The following is a 13,928-nucleotide window of genomic DNA, read 5'->3' as shown; positions in this document are numbered from 1 at the left end:
CTGCAAAACGATCAGCAATCGCCTTTGCCATAATGCTGTTGTAGTCATCATCATGTGCCGCGTCAAACTCAGCAACCAACTTATCCAAACCGATACCTGCTGTTACAGCAAAAGCACCGATATGGTCTTGTGCTTCACTGTCCTTAGGCGCAACAAAGTCAGACAATGACAGGTTAGGGCGGTCAGTTGGGTGAACCGTCTGCTGACGCAAACCAATGACCGCATCAAACACCTCAGTACGAGATTCATCCGTATAAATTTCGCATCAGCGAATAGCTTAGTCGCTTCTTCACCTAGCGCTTCATCTTCAAGGATTTGTGGGTACTTCTTACGTAACTGTCATGTGTGGAAGAACGGTGTCCAGGCGATTAGCTCGGCGAGTACACGTAAGTCCATTTTCTCAATAATTTGTACGCCTTCAACCGCAGGCTTAGTCACTTCATAGTGAGCCCAGTCAGTCGCAAGCTTGTTAGAGCGTGCAATCTCAAGACGTAAGAAACTTTGCTTCAAAATGCTCAAGTCGATAGCTTCAAAACCGTTACACTGAAGTACAGCACCTACGATGTTCTTACCGATATCGGAACGTCACCTTTAGTTGTACTTGCGTGACTGGTAATATCATTGTTATTATATTAAATATGAATTCATATATGAGGATGAAGTGATGCAGAGTCTTTCCGTTTCCGAAATCCAGCGTAACCTGCAAAACCTCAATGATTTTGATGTTCTCGAAATCGTTGATAAAAAAAGAAATGTTGTGAAAGGTTATTTTCTTGATAGTCGATATAAAGCACTAATTGATGAGTTGTTACAAAAACGTGCGAGTAATCGTAAAAACCTTATGGGTTTGATTGGCAGCGTGAGTAGCCAGGAACCGGATCAAACTGTCGATCAACTACGTGACGAGCATCTGTCAAAATATGAATAAGTATTTTCTGGATACCAACTTTTTTCTTGATGTGGCAGACAGTAAACGTGAGCGTCATCCTTTAGCGGCAGATTGCTTTCGACGATTACTAGAGCAAGAAAGCAGGTTGTTTACGAGCAGTGATATTCTCACCACTGTTGCCTATTTTGTTCAAAAACATGAAAACTTAGCGCAATGCTTGAATGTCATGGATATGATCGCTAACGAAGTCGAAATTGTATGTGCTAGTAACAGCGATTTTCTAAAACTTAATCACATTCTACAGAGTGGGAATAGTAAAAATGATTATGAGGATGCTCTACAACTTTATCTTGCAGATAAATCCGACTGTGATTATCTGATTACTAGCGATAACAAGTTCTGCGAACACTTGCGTGAAGCGTTTACGCTAAAGGTAATTGGTTTGAGTGATGTGTGAATATAATATCGGATTGAACCTAATAACATTTTTGTGAATGTGAAGTTGATTATATTTCAATCATTTAGTGTTTCTCGGTAGTTCGCACCGAAGGCAAGCGCCGAGTAAAGCGTATAAGCAATCACTACAATTTAAATGCCATCATTTCAGTGGGTTATCGCTTAGAAAGCCTTACCATTACTCGCTTTCGCCAATGCGAAACTCAACTCCCGTGATAAGGGCCAGTGTTACTCGTTGACACAGAATTTAGGACGGTTTCAAAGTACTTACTTTGTTGTTACATATTTGCTGACATGATTGGTATTTATATCTGCGAGTTTAAAAACGCAGATATAAATTTAGTACCAAGCTAAGAATCAAGCAGGAACATACCCCAAATTAGGTGACAACAACGTCTCCGCAGCATCCAGAGCAATGCCCTTACGCTCAGCATAATCCGCAACCTGATCTTTATCCAACTTAGACACACCAAAGTACTGTGACTCAGGGTGCGAGAAGTACCAACCACTCACCGACGCTGCTGGCAACATCGCCCAGCTTTCCGTCAACTCAATGCTCGCATTCTCAAGGGGCTTCAACAGATCCCAAATGATCTCTTTCTGCGTATGATCAGGGTTAGCAGGGTAGCCCGGTGCAGGACGAATGCCACGATACTGCTCTTTAACCAATGCTTCTTGAGTTAAGTTCTCATCAGCCATGTAGCCCCAATGGTTAGTACGCACTTCACGGTGCAAGTACTCAGCAAATGCTTCTGCAAAACGATCAGCAATCGCCTTCGCCATAATGCTGTTGTAGTCATCATGTGCCGCGTCAAACTCCGCAACCAACTTATCCAAACCGATACCTGCTGTAACAGCAAAAGCACCGATATAGTCTTGTGCTTCACTGTCCTTAGGCGCAACAAAGTCAGACAACGACAGGTTAGGGCGGTCAGTTGGGTGAACCGTCTGCTGACGCAAACCAATGACCGTATCAAACACCTCAGTACGAGACTCATCCGTATAAATTTCGATGTCATCTTCATTAACTGTACCAGCTGGGAAGATACCAAATGCCGCATGTGCCTGAACCGTATCGTTCTCAATAAATCGCTCGATCATCAATTTCGCATCAGCGAATAGCTTAGTCGCTTCTTCACCTAGCTCTTCATCTTCAAGGATTTGTGGGTACTTCTTACGTAGCTGCCATGTGTGGAAGAACGGTGTCCAGTCGATTAGCTCGGCCAGTACACGTAAGTCCATTTTCTCAATAATTTGTACGCCTTCAACCGCAGGCTTAGTCACTTCATAGTGAGCCCAGTCAGTCGCAAGCTTGTTAGAGCGCGCAATCTCAAGACGTAAGAAACTTTGCTTCTTCATCTTCGCGTTAAAGCGCTCACGGTACTGGTCGTATTCAGTTTCAATCTCAGCAAGATAAGGCTCACGTAGCGTCTTACTCAACAGCTGATTGACCACACCCACACAACGTGAAGCATCAGGGACATAAATCACTGGTTGGTTGTAGTGAGGGGCGATCTTAACCGCTGTGTGCATCTTAGACGTCGTCGCACCACCGATTAGCAATGGCACTTCAAAGCCTTGACGCTGCATTTCTTTAGCAACGTGTGTCATCTCTTCAAGTGACGGTGTAATCAAACCAGAAATACCGATCGCGTCTGCATTGTGCTCACGAGCAGCCGCAAAGATAGTCTCAGCTTGGCACATAACGCCCAAGTCGATGACTTCATAACCATTACACTGTAGAACAACACCTACGATGTTCTTACCGATGTCGTGAACGTCACCCTTTGCAGTCGCCATGATCACACGGCCATTACTCTGAGCAACACCGTCTTTCTCAGCATCCATAAACGGTTCAAGGTAAGCAACCGCTTGCTTCATTACACGTGCTGACTTAACAACCTGTGGCAGGAACATTTTACCTGCACCAAACAAGTCACCAACCACGTTCATACCCGACATTAGTGGGCCTTCGATTAGCTCAAGTGGGCGGCTAACCGCATTCATTGCTTCAGCTGTATCTTCAGTAATGAACTCAGTAATACCCTTAACCAATGCGTGCTCAAGACGCTTATTTACAGGCAGTGAGCGCCATTCTTCATCTTGCTTCTCAGCAACAGAGCCATCACCACGGTACTCTTCAGCCATGTCTAGCAAGGTTTCTGTCGCTTCAGGGTTGCGGTTAAGCACTACATCTTCTACAGCGTCACGTAGTTTTGTTGGAATGTCTTCGTAAATCGCAAGCTGACCCGCGTTCACGATACCCATGTCCATGCCCGCTTGAATCGCGTGATATAGGAACACTGCGTGAATCGCTTCACGAACAGGGTTGTTACCACGGAACGAGAATGACACGTTCGACAAACCACCAGAAATCATTGCATGAGGCAGTGTCTCTTTGATTTGACGAGTCGCTTCAATGAAGTCCATACCGTAGTTATTATGCTCTTCCATACCGGTCGCAATCGCGAAGATATTAGGGTCGAAGATAATGTCCTGAGGTGGGAAACCTACTTCATTAACAAGAATGTTATAAGCGCGAGTACAAATATCAACTTTACGTGCAATCGTGTCAGCCTGACCTTCTTCGTCAAAGGCCATTACTACCACCGCTGCACCGTAGCGCATGCACAATTTAGCGTGCTTGATGAATTCATCCACGCCTTCTTTCATGCTGATCGAGTTAACAACACACTTACCTTGTACGCACTTCAAACCTGCTTCGATAACTTCCCACTTAGAGGAGTCAATCATCACTGGAACGCGTGAAATATCTGGCTCAGCCGCGATCATGTTTAAGAAACGCTGCATGACTTTCTTCGAATCAAGTAGACCTTCATCCACGTTGATGTCGATGATCTGTGCGCCGTTCTCAACCTGCTGCAAGGCAACCGATAGTGCCGCTTCGTAGTTCTCTTCAACGATCATACGTTTGAAAACGGCCGAGCCGGTTACGTTAGTACGCTCACCAACGTTTAGGAATAATGAATCTTCAGTGATCGTTAGCGGCTCAAGACCTGATAAACGACATGCCACTGGAATCTCTGGAATAACACGAGGCGGTAATTTTTCAACGGCTTCACGTATTGCTTTGATGTGTGCAGGGGTAGAACCACAGCAACCACCGACAATATTTAGGAAGCCACTTTGTGCCCATTCAGCCACGTCTGCGGCCATGTCTTCTGGTGTTTCGTCATAACCACCAAACGCATTAGGCAAACCAGCGTTAGGGTGAGCAGACACATGAGTGTCAGCAATGCGAGAAAGCTCACCAACATACTGACGAAGTTCTTTAGCACCAAGTGCACAGTTCAAACCAATCGAGATCGGTTTTGCATGGCACATGGAGTTCCAAAATGCTTCAGTCGTTTGACCCGATAGCGTACGACCGGATGCATCGGTAATCGTACCGGAAATCATGATCGGTAGGCGGTAGCCAAGTTTTTCGTAAACATTTTCAACAGCAAAGATAGCCGCTTTTGCATTCAAGCAATCAAAAATAGTTTCGATAAGAATGATGTCAGCACCACCACGAATCAATGCTTCACAGGCTTCTGAGTAAGACTCTACTAGCTCGTCAAAAGTAACGTTACGGAAACCTGGATCGTTTACATCGGGAGACAAACTCGCAGTACGCGTGGTCGGCCCAATAACACCTGCAACATAGCATGAGCGAGTTGGATCTTTTGCTTCTATCTCATCAGCCGCTTCACGCGCAAGACGTGCCGACACTTCACTGATCTCAGCAGCGAGTGACTCCATGTCGTAATCAGCCATCGCCAGCGTTGTACCACTAAAGGTATTGGTCTCGATGATGTCAGCGCCAGCTTCTAAGTATTCTGTGTGAATAGCTTTGATGATCTGCGGTTGAGTCAGCGACAGTAGGTCGTTGTTACCACGCAGGTCACTTGGCCAGTCAGCGAAACGTTCACCACGGTAGTCAGCTTCTTCCAGTTTGTAATTCTGGATCATTGTACCCATCGCACCATCAATGATGAGGATGCGTTTTTTAAGGTCGTCTTCTAAGGAGCGAACGTTAGCTGCCATGGTGTAGTCCTGTGAAATTCGTACAAAAACAAATGTTTTAAATTAGCACGAGACAATACCACACCTGATATGCAAACATAAACATATCTTTATATGTTTGGATGAGTGAATGCAAAACTTGGATACACTGCTTGCAGCCTTACGTGCTGCGGGTGAACACACACGATTACGACTGCTGACCTTGTGCGCACGCAGCGAGTTGAGTGTGTCTGAGTTGACGCAAATCCTTGGTCAAAGTCAGCCGCGAGTGTCTCGTCACCTAAAGTTAATGGTTGAGGCGGGTTTGTTGGAGCGCTTTCCTGAAGGAGCACAGGTTTTCTATAGGCTTTCCGACCGAGCATCCGTCGCACCGCTTGCTAAAGTTTTGGTGTCTTTGCTTGATGAAAAAGACGCGGTGTTAGGCCGTGACTTATCTCGCCTAGATCAAGTGAAAGATGCCCGAGCACTAGAGGCGCAATCATACTTTCAAAAGGTAGCAGAAAACTGGAGTGACTTGCGAAAGCTGCATGTGCCCCAAGAGCAGATTGAAGCAGAGTTACGGGCATTGGTTGGCGAGGGGAAAGTTAATCGCTTGCTGGATATTGGCACAGGAACGGGGCGTGTTTTGGAGTTATTAGCCGATCGCACAGAGAGCGGTGTAGGTGTCGATTTCACCAGCGGCATGTTGGCAGTGGCGAGAAATAACCTAGAGCAAGCCGGTTTGACCCATATGCAAGTGCGTAAAGGCGATATGACGGCGCTACCATTAGCAAGCCGCAGCTTTGACTTGGTCACGATGAATTTAGTGCTGCATTTTACTGATGACCCAGCGATGGCCATTCAAGAAGCGGCGCGAGTGCTTGCGCCAAAAGGGCGACTGTTTGTGGTGGACTTTGCTACGCACTTGGAGGAGTACATGCGGAAAGAGTTTCAGCACCGTAGGCTTGGGTTTACGGATGATGAGGTAAGGCGGTTTATGCAAGCAGCAGGCTTGGAGATGGTGAACTTGAAGCAGTTTGTGGGTGAGCCGCTGACGGTGAAAATTTGGGAGGTTGTTTCTGCTTAAAAAGTTTGTGGTGTTTACTGCTAGTGAGTAGTTAGAATTCCGAATAGCACATTGTTATATACTGTGCAAAAAAGCTAAAACAACATATATTGGATAAATATGGCAATTAAGGAAAGTTACTCCATTCGTACAAAGCAGCTCTCATCTGATGCAGTGAACATTTCTCCAGAAATAACAGAGTGGCTTTCGCAGTTCTCAGTTGACCAGAAACCCATTGCAAAAAATATGTTGTTAAATTTGGAGTTCGTATCACGAGACCAATATTCTAGGTGGTTAAAAGGAACTGTAAAAACTTTAACTTCAAAAGAAAAAAGCGCAATTTACTCCGTAAGAAAACTGGATAAGGAAAACCCACGATTATGGAGCGAGAGTGGAGAGCTACTTGATAGAACGGGGCAATCACAAGGGAGTGAAGACCTTGTTTATTCTGTTATATCTAGTTTGATCAAAGAAGATTTCCAAGTTAAAAATGATAGTCAAGATAGTCTATTTGATCACCCATCCATTAATGTATTAAGAGAAGAAAAAATACATAATATTATCTTAGTTGACGATTCGATAGGTTCGGGGAAAAGAGTATCAGGGTTTCTCAACAGTATGTTCGAGCATAAGTCTTTTATTAGTTGGTGGAATTATGGGCTAATAAAAATCAAGATAGTGTCATTTTCAAGAAAAAAAGAGGCGGAAAAGTTAGTTTTAACTAAGGCTTATGGATCTAATTCGTTAAAGAGAAAATTTCCTAAGTCATCAAAAATTCAGTTCGTCAGCGAAAAAGTTTACAGTTTTCAAGGAGCGGAGGCTCGTTGGGGTAAGAGTTATGAAGAAATATGTACCCTTTGTGATAAAAAAACAGTCATATCAAAAAAATATCGTAAAGGTTATGGTGGTGTAATGGCGAATATCGTTTTTTACCATAGCGTACCTAATAATATTCCTGGGTTAATTTGGTTTGACAGTACTAAGTGGAGTGGCTTATTTCCAAAAAGAGTCTTACCCGACTGGTTGATTTCCCTTCTCGAAGGAACTGCAATACATGAAAACTACATGGGTGTTTCAAGCGATGTCGTTGAGTTACTTTTGTTATTAAAAAAACGAGTTACTAATAAGACTAGCCTATCATTTAGAATGAATCGAGAAGTTGATTATGTGGGTAGTGTTATCGAAGATGCTATTAACTCAGGTTTTATAACTGAGAAGTATCGGATAACCAATGCAGGTCATGAATTTCTTATCAAAAAAGAGGCCAAAATAGCTCTAGGAATACAAGATAGATCGCTGTATATTCCTAGTTCTTGGTGCGCTGACTAGTTGATGTTCAGCCATGTACAATGCTCTGTAGTGGTTTTATACGAGTGGTGTATATATATTCTGATTAGATGTTATATCTGTGATGATGGGAGAGTCGGATAGATTCTTCTGGAAAAAACTGATGTTAAGGTGGCTTTGCCACCCGTGTGTGTCACACAAAACCGACTAGATCGTCTTCGGGGTGTGGTGCAACACTCATGGACCCAAGGGTTCAAAGGAGAGGTGAATGGAGACTTGGTCAGCACATCAACTCTATAATGATGCGAAACATCGTTTTAAGGATATAGAAAAAGCATCTTCCTTACGATCTTACGCGCAATTCTTAATAGATAAGAATTTACCCGTTATATTCTCCCTAAAACATTTAGCAAAGATTAATGATTTAAATTATTCTTTTCTTAGGTTGACAGTTGAGAGGCGAAGAGAGTCTAGTAACTATAGAATGTACGCTGTAAAAAAAAGGGCAGGGGGAAGAAGGTTCATTCATTCAGTGACAAAAAAATTATTGAAGGTACAAACCTTTATTAATACAGAAATATTGCAATATTGCCTACCTCACCCTTCATCTTTTGCTTTTCATCCCAGTGGCGGTATCAGAAGGTGTGCTGAGCAACATTGTTCAGCAAGGTGGATGTTTCAATTTGATATATTGAATTTTTTCCATGCCATAAATGAAGTTGAAGTATTCAATATCTTTACTGGGTTAGGGTACCGTCCGTTAGTCGCGTTTGAAATGGCAAGAATATGTACTACAACGCATGTTCCAAATCATTTAAAGCCATTATTGTTTAGAAAGAGCAACAACACTCCCTATAATTTTTATGCCAACAAATCTGGCGCTATTGGTGTACTACCTCAAGGTGCTCCCACAAGTCCGATGCTAGCAAATTTAGTTGCTAAAAAATTGGACGAAGAGCTATCAAGTTTTGTACGAAAACACGGTTTTACTTATACAAGGTATGCTGATGATATAACTATTTCAGCTGTTGACTTACCTGACAACCTATCTATAGGAGAAATTCATCGGTCCGTTATAAGTATTATTAGACGTTGCAAATTTAGAGAGAATATAAAGAAAACAAGAGTTGCAGGTCCTGGGTCAAAAAAACTTGTTCTTGGTTTACTTGTTGATGGAGATAAACCGAGAATTTCAAGAGAGATGTATAAAAGAATAGACAGGAATCTTCATGCCCTAGAAAAATATCCTATAGCGGATGTTGCCAAGTATGAAGGATTTGATTCTTCTTTTGGTTTTTTTAATCATGTATCAGGGCTAGTGGCATTTACTAAAGATGTTGATACGGAACGTTGGGAAAAGTTTAAGAAAAGAATAGATGGAATTGAATTGCCTTGGGAAAGTAAGTTAGTAACTTAATGATTGGTTTACTCAAACCAATTCTCAATTCTAATCCCATCAAAACTAGCAAAGTCCTTAATATTTCGAGTAACCAACACAAGGTTATTCGAATAAGCCACCGATGCAATTTCCCCGTCTGCCAGAGCTACAGCAGTACCTTGTTTAGATAGTCGAGCACGTTCTTTCGCAAGCCAAGCAGCAGAGTTTTTATCGTAGGGCAGTATGCCTAAGCCACTGTGAGAGAGTGCTTCAAGGTACATAGCCAAACTAGCTTTTCGCTTAGAGTCATCCATTCTACGTATGCCGTATAACAACTCATGCCATACGGTTGAAGCCGTTACGTATTCTCCAGCATGTTGTCCTAGCTTAGCGATAACTTTTTCATTAGGTGTTGGTTTTACAGGCTCTGAGAGTATATTGGTGTCTAGTAAGTACTTTAGTCCCATGAAAAGTCTCTCGGCTCAGAACGGTCACGCCAGCTATCTACTTCTTCGTTGCTAAGATCAACTAATTCCTGTTCATCACGCCATTTCATTATTGCCATGAATACTGCGTTTTCAGGCTTGGATAGTTGTTGGTAGCGCTCTTCTGAGATCAAGACAGCTACAGGCTTTCCATGACGTGAGATATGAATATCTTCACCAGACTCCGCTGCGTGAATTAGTTTCGGTAGGTTGTTTTTGGCATCTGCAATTGTTGCTGCACCCATGATAGTCACCTTTAATATATATTATGGCTATAGTATAGCTATAAATTAAAGTATTACAAATGCAATAATACGATTGGTATCAGCGTAAATAAAAAAGCCCACTCAACTAATAGCTGAATGGGCTTTGTCTTTCTAGACTTTTAATCGCTAAGGATTAAGATAATAGTAGACCACCGTTGATATCAACGTTGTTACCAGTGATGAACGAAGCATCGTCAGACGCTAGAAACACAGCAAGCTTAGCAACTTCATCAGGGTTACCTTCATGCTTTAGAGGTTAAGCAGGCTTCTTTGCAAGGAAGCTTACAAAAGAGGTGTTTGCATTAATAATTTCAATGTCTTCAAATCCAACACTGCTGAGCGCATTTAGATACCAAGTGAATGGATAGGTAACTAATACACCAGCAATTTGCGCACGCTTCTTCTGTATCTCTTCTTCAGTGACCCCATTGGTACGTTTGTAGTCATAATATAGCTCGTGAATATCATCACTACTGCTCACTTTATCCGTCAGTACCAGTGTTGCCCCCGGCGCCATGGCACGCATAGTCGCTGATAGATAACTCAGCGGGTCTTTTATGAAGTGGAGTGTCCAGTTATTTAGCACGTAGTCAAACGGGCCTTCCGACTCAGGAAAGTGCTCAGAATGAATTAGCGTAGCTTGGTCAAATGACTTTGCAATCATGTCTTGCGACGCTTCAACCCCATAAAGGTCGCGATAACCCGCTTGATGCAACTGTCGTAGTGTTTCGCCTGTTGCACTGCCAACATCAATAACTTTAGGTTGAGCCTGCCCACCTTTGGCTATGATATTTACACAAAGGTCAATCACGCGTAAGTAGTCAGGAATTTCGCGACGAGCGATACCATCAAACACTTCGGCAACTTGTGCATCAAACTTCCATTCACCCGCAGGTGCTTCACTGCTTAGTTCTTTTGATTGCTGCTGATACTGTTCGGTACGAGCGAGTGCAACTGGGTCGTCTACCCAAGAGCGTTTCTGACCAGACTGTGTCGGTAAGTTGCTTTCGAGTGTAGTTAGTGGCTTTTGTGAGGTATCGCGGAGGTAGCGAACGGCAAAGCGAATCTGTAAATCACTTTGACCTAAGGCACTTTCATCGTAAATGACGGTATTTTTTCCAAGAGGAAAGCTCAGTTTGTTCTCTTTTTTGGCGAAACCATTGAGCCTAAATAAAATGTCTAATGCTGGCATTGAAGTAGTTGCAGATATTCCTAACATCGACTGATTACCCTTATCCAGGTTCACTTCCTGATCAGTTACATACTCAGTCACCGCAACATCTAACGGTAATTTTCCTGAGCGCATACCCGGTGGGTAGTTGGTTTCGATCACAACTTGGTCGGTGGATACACGACAAGATTGATCAATGATTTTTTTGGTATCAACAAAGTGATACAGCATGCCAGCCAATAGTACTAGGTCGTATGTGTCGTCAGGTGTATCAAGCAGAAAGCTAGTCACATCTTGATGAACGATATTGACCTTATCACCCCAGTGAGCGAGCAGTGATCGTGACTGCTCAACATAGGTTTCTTGAACTTCAACACCCGTATAACTTGCTGCGCCGTAGAATAATGCCCACTGACCCGCTGCGCCATAACATGAGCCAAGATCGAGTATTCGTTTATCTTTAACCAATTGCTCGGGTAGTAACACCTTAAACTTTACTTCAAGAAAGTCTTTACTGGTTGGATTAAAGCCACGATTGCGACGGTTGTCTTCTTCATAAAAAGCTGGGTATTTATCGAAAGGGAGTTCTCCACCGAATAAATGATCTGTTGATGTTGTTAGGTTAACACTCATGTTGTCTCCAAACGGTTGGCAGGTGGTGTTGATGGTGTGATATCAGACTCTTCGGCATCGCTATTTAACTGTTGTTGATGCTTTAACAATGGCATCATCGAACTACCAAAACCGGCTAAAACACTGGCCGCACTAAGGCTCATGGAAGCGGTTAGACCAAACTGTGGGACAAACGCTAATGCAAGATTCATTACCGATGGAACGGTAATCATGCGGGAGGTTGTCGTGACATTTTGGTCGTATTCTTTAGCAAGCTGGAATAGGTCGCACAGTCGGTTGAGGTCTTGATCCATCAAAATCACTTCCGCAGTATCAGTGGCAACACTTGATGCACCTCGCAAAGAGACTGAGACGGCAGCTTCTTTTAAAGCAATTGCATCATTAATCCCATCGCCGATGAAGCACACTGAGCGTCCTTCATCTTGTAATTGCTTAATAATTGCGGCCTTGTTTTCAGGCAACACTTCAGCGTGGTAGTTATCAATTCCTAGAGTGTTTGCCAGCATTTTGGTTGGAGCAGGGTGATCACCAGAAATAATGTGCAGCGACAAACCTTGTTCACGTAGCGCCTTAATGACGGACTCTGTTTCTTCACGCAAGGTAGCTTGTAGCTCGATAGCACCTGCAATACTATTATTGATACTGACAACAATCAGCGAGTTGCCAACTTCATGGCAGTGGGCTTCTTGTTCCAACAGAGCATCGGGTATAGTGAGCCCTTGCTGTTTTGCATAACGTAGGCTACCAACTTGGATTTGCTTGGCATCGATGCTGGCCACTAAGCCATAACCAATCTGGTAACTAGCGTCCACTGACTCCTCTAAAGTGAGATCAAGCGATTCGGCGTGGCTACAAATTGCTTTGGCAACTGGATGGCTTTGACGCGCTTCGATAGAGGCGGCTAAGCCAACGATAGTGTTCGCATCCCATGAGTCGAAAGTAGAGACATTGACGACATGAGGTGTTTCAAGTGTTAGCGTCCCTGTTTTATCAAAGACCACTGTGTCTACTGTCTGCATGTTCTCAAGTACGACGCCTGACTTGAGTAGCAAGCCCTTTTGCGCCGCGAGGTTAAGGAAAGTCAGTGCACAGGTTGAAGTGGCAAGTGTCAGGCGATAACGAAAGTGTGAATTAATGACGATCAATGCCGGAATTGGACCTGCTAGTGCTAAAGTGATAGCACTTAAACCGAGTGTTGGAAGCACGGTTTGATCGGTAAAGCGTTCAGCCCAGAGTTGCTTCTGGGTTTTAAAGTCTACCGTGTCATTGAGAATCTGGCCGATGCGTGCGGAGGCCGTTGCTTCACCTGTTTTTTCGACCTTGATCTGTACAGCACCTGTAAGCAGGACGGTGCAAGCGAAGACAGTATCGCCTTCGGTTTTTTCGGTAGGCTGTGATTCCCCAGTCAGCATATGTTGATCGATTGAGGCAAACCCACTAATTATTTCCCCATCAACAGGAATGGACTCTCCTGTTTTAACAACAATAATATCGCCTTCTTGAATTTGCTCTACGGGTAGTTCTATTTCGCTTCCATCGATGATTGTCCAAGCGGTACGCGGCTGATCACGAAATACATCAATAATATTCTTTTTGGACTCTTGTCTAACGCGTTTTACCAGTTGGCGATTAAGGATATATAGCGAAATGAAAAAGTGACTGACGACAAAGTAACCTTGAAACAACATGCTAGTTGTGAAGATTGCCATGAGTGGGTCAACGCTAAGTTTACGACCTTTGACAAGTGTTTTTCCGGTATTGATGTATACATCACGAAGTAAGTAAACCGCTCCAGGGATGCTTAATAACGCTAACGGGGGGAAGAATAAGCTTCCTCCGATGGCTAGCGTAGAAGAACCAGCGAAAATGGTCAGTGTTTTTTTCAGTTCGCGTTTATCCGCGAGTGCTTGCTCCGTATCTTCGGAGTTATCAGACTCGTCGGTAAATATTTTGAGTGAGTTTTTGTGAGCTTTAATCGGCGCGAGTTGTTTTTGAGCGCGCTTAATGACCGATACACCTTTGTTGTTGGACTTATCTTTAGAATAAAGAAGGCCACCAGCAAAGCTCAGTACTGCTAAAGTAATAAAAGCCATTATGGTCACGGGCACACGTTATGAAAGTGCCTTAATAGTTACACGTGAGGTATTGTGTAACTAAGCGCTCTTAACAGTTTTTAACATTTCTGTTGGCGGATTAAATAGATAGCTAGGTTTGGTTTTAGGGAAGGGTTACCTTCACGCTTTCGAGGTGTTACGTTTGTAACGAACTCGCGCACAGCATCTTTAGTGAAGA

The 13,928-nt window shown here is 43.4% G+C and carries 12 protein-coding genes and 2 pseudogenes; 6 read left to right on the top strand and 8 right to left on the bottom strand.

Annotated elements, in window-relative coordinates:
- Both DKT75_RS07765 and DKT75_RS07760 read right to left on the bottom strand, forming a co-directional pair.
- Positions 1-232: vitamin B12 dependent-methionine synthase activation domain-containing protein (locus tag DKT75_RS07765; RefSeq protein WP_146201335.1), on the bottom strand; the 232-nt coding region annotated here is incomplete at its 3' end.
- 107 nt (positions 233-339) lie between these two features.
- A complete protein-coding gene (locus DKT75_RS07760) occupies positions 340-519 on the bottom strand; it encodes a hypothetical protein (RefSeq protein WP_109822854.1) in 180 nt (59 codons plus the stop codon).
- 145 nt (positions 520-664) lie between these two features.
- Here DKT75_RS07760 and DKT75_RS07755 point away from each other — a divergent pair, with 145 nt between their 5' ends.
- The 3 genes and pseudogenes from DKT75_RS07755 to rhuM form a co-directional block, all read left to right on the top strand.
- Positions 665-928, top strand: a complete 264-nt coding sequence (locus DKT75_RS07755) for a hypothetical protein (protein WP_109822853.1) — start codon at positions 665-667, stop codon at positions 926-928.
- Entirely contained in the window at positions 921-1,346 is a 426-nt protein-coding gene (locus tag DKT75_RS07750; RefSeq protein WP_109822852.1) for a type II toxin-antitoxin system VapC family toxin, read from the top strand. The genes DKT75_RS07755 and DKT75_RS07750 overlap by 8 nt, the downstream gene beginning before the upstream one ends.
- 83 nt (positions 1,347-1,429) lie before the next feature.
- Positions 1,430-1,561: pseudogene (gene rhuM, locus DKT75_RS22365) on the top strand (RhuM family protein); the annotation flags it as partial.
- A gap of 141 nt (positions 1,562-1,702) precedes the next feature.
- On the opposite strand, the gene metH reads toward rhuM, so the two are convergent.
- Positions 1,703-5,392, bottom strand: a complete 3,690-nt coding sequence (gene metH / locus DKT75_RS07740; RefSeq protein ID WP_109822851.1) for a methionine synthase — start codon at positions 5,390-5,392, stop codon at positions 1,703-1,705.
- Between the two features lie 109 nt (positions 5,393-5,501).
- Between metH and DKT75_RS07735 the strand changes: the two genes are divergently transcribed.
- The 3 genes from DKT75_RS07735 to DKT75_RS07725 all read left to right on the top strand — a co-directional run bounded on the left by DKT75_RS07735 (position 5,502) and on the right by DKT75_RS07725 (position 9,120).
- Positions 5,502-6,437 carry an ArsR/SmtB family transcription factor gene (locus tag DKT75_RS07735; protein WP_109822850.1) on the top strand — a complete coding sequence of 312 codons (936 nt, stop codon included), beginning with the start codon at positions 5,502-5,504 and terminating at the stop codon, positions 6,435-6,437.
- Between the two features lie 99 nt (positions 6,438-6,536).
- Entirely contained in the window at positions 6,537-7,745 is a 1,209-nt protein-coding gene (locus DKT75_RS07730) for a phosphoribosyltransferase-like protein (RefSeq protein ID WP_109822849.1), read from the top strand.
- A 226-nt stretch (positions 7,746-7,971) separates the two neighbouring features.
- Positions 7,972-9,120 carry a reverse transcriptase family protein gene (locus tag DKT75_RS07725; RefSeq protein ID WP_109822848.1) on the top strand — a complete coding sequence of 383 codons (1,149 nt, stop codon included), beginning with the start codon at positions 7,972-7,974 and terminating at the stop codon, positions 9,118-9,120.
- 8 nt (positions 9,121-9,128) lie between these two features.
- Here DKT75_RS07725 and DKT75_RS07720 read toward each other — a convergent pair whose 3' ends face one another.
- The 5 genes and pseudogenes from DKT75_RS07720 to DKT75_RS07700 form a co-directional block, all read right to left on the bottom strand.
- The gene (locus DKT75_RS07720) at positions 9,129-9,548 is read right to left on the bottom strand and encodes a type II toxin-antitoxin system VapC family toxin (RefSeq protein ID WP_109822847.1); all 420 of its coding nucleotides are present in this window, start codon (positions 9,546-9,548) and stop codon (positions 9,129-9,131) included.
- Positions 9,539-9,811: a type II toxin-antitoxin system Phd/YefM family antitoxin gene (locus DKT75_RS07715; protein ID WP_109822846.1), complete on the bottom strand. Its 273-nt coding sequence runs from the start codon at positions 9,809-9,811 to the stop codon at positions 9,539-9,541. The genes DKT75_RS07720 and DKT75_RS07715 overlap by 10 nt, the downstream gene beginning before the upstream one ends.
- A gap of 154 nt (positions 9,812-9,965) precedes the next feature.
- Positions 9,966-10,076 (bottom strand): annotated as a pseudogene (locus DKT75_RS22420) (SDR family oxidoreductase); the annotation flags it as partial.
- 12 nt (positions 10,077-10,088) lie between these two features.
- Positions 10,089-11,636, bottom strand: coding sequence for a class I SAM-dependent methyltransferase (locus DKT75_RS21970; RefSeq protein WP_211665260.1), 1,548 nt, complete (start codon positions 11,634-11,636; stop codon positions 10,089-10,091).
- Positions 11,633-13,729 carry a heavy metal translocating P-type ATPase gene (locus tag DKT75_RS07700; RefSeq protein ID WP_109822845.1) on the bottom strand — a complete coding sequence of 699 codons (2,097 nt, stop codon included), beginning with the start codon at positions 13,727-13,729 and terminating at the stop codon, positions 11,633-11,635. The genes DKT75_RS21970 and DKT75_RS07700 overlap by 4 nt, the downstream gene beginning before the upstream one ends.
- Between the last annotated feature and the right edge of the window lie 199 nt (positions 13,730-13,928).

Origin of the sequence: Leucothrix arctica (genome assembly GCF_003172895.1) — a bacterium.
Taxonomy (GTDB): Bacteria; Pseudomonadota; Gammaproteobacteria; order Thiotrichales; family Thiotrichaceae; genus Leucothrix; species Leucothrix arctica.
This window is presented reverse-complemented; position numbering and strand designations above follow the sequence as displayed.

Bases quoted from the DNA above. Each gene is read 5' to 3' on its own strand.
- DKT75_RS07755 (WP_109822853.1), top strand. From the start codon at position 665: ATGCAGAGTCTTTCCGTTTCCGAAATCCAGCGTAACCTGCAAAACCTC.
- DKT75_RS07750 (WP_109822852.1), top strand. From the start codon at position 921: ATGAATAAGTATTTTCTGGATACCAACTTTTTTCTTGATGTGGCAGAC.
- metH (WP_109822851.1), bottom strand. From the start codon at position 5,392: ATGGCAGCTAACGTTCGCTCCTTAGAAGACGACCTTAAAAAACGCATC.
- DKT75_RS07735 (WP_109822850.1), top strand. From the start codon at position 5,502: ATGCAAAACTTGGATACACTGCTTGCAGCCTTACGTGCTGCGGGTGAA.
- DKT75_RS07730 (WP_109822849.1), top strand. From the start codon at position 6,537: ATGGCAATTAAGGAAAGTTACTCCATTCGTACAAAGCAGCTCTCATCT.
- DKT75_RS07725 (WP_109822848.1), top strand. From the start codon at position 7,972: ATGGAGACTTGGTCAGCACATCAACTCTATAATGATGCGAAACATCGT.
- DKT75_RS07720 (WP_109822847.1), bottom strand. From the start codon at position 9,548: ATGGGACTAAAGTACTTACTAGACACCAATATACTCTCAGAGCCTGTA.
- DKT75_RS07715 (WP_109822846.1), bottom strand. From the start codon at position 9,811: ATGGGTGCAGCAACAATTGCAGATGCCAAAAACAACCTACCGAAACTA.
- DKT75_RS21970 (WP_211665260.1), bottom strand. From the start codon at position 11,636: ATGAGTGTTAACCTAACAACATCAACAGATCATTTATTCGGTGGAGAA.
- DKT75_RS07700 (WP_109822845.1), bottom strand. From the start codon at position 13,729: ATGGCTTTTATTACTTTAGCAGTACTGAGCTTTGCTGGTGGCCTTCTT.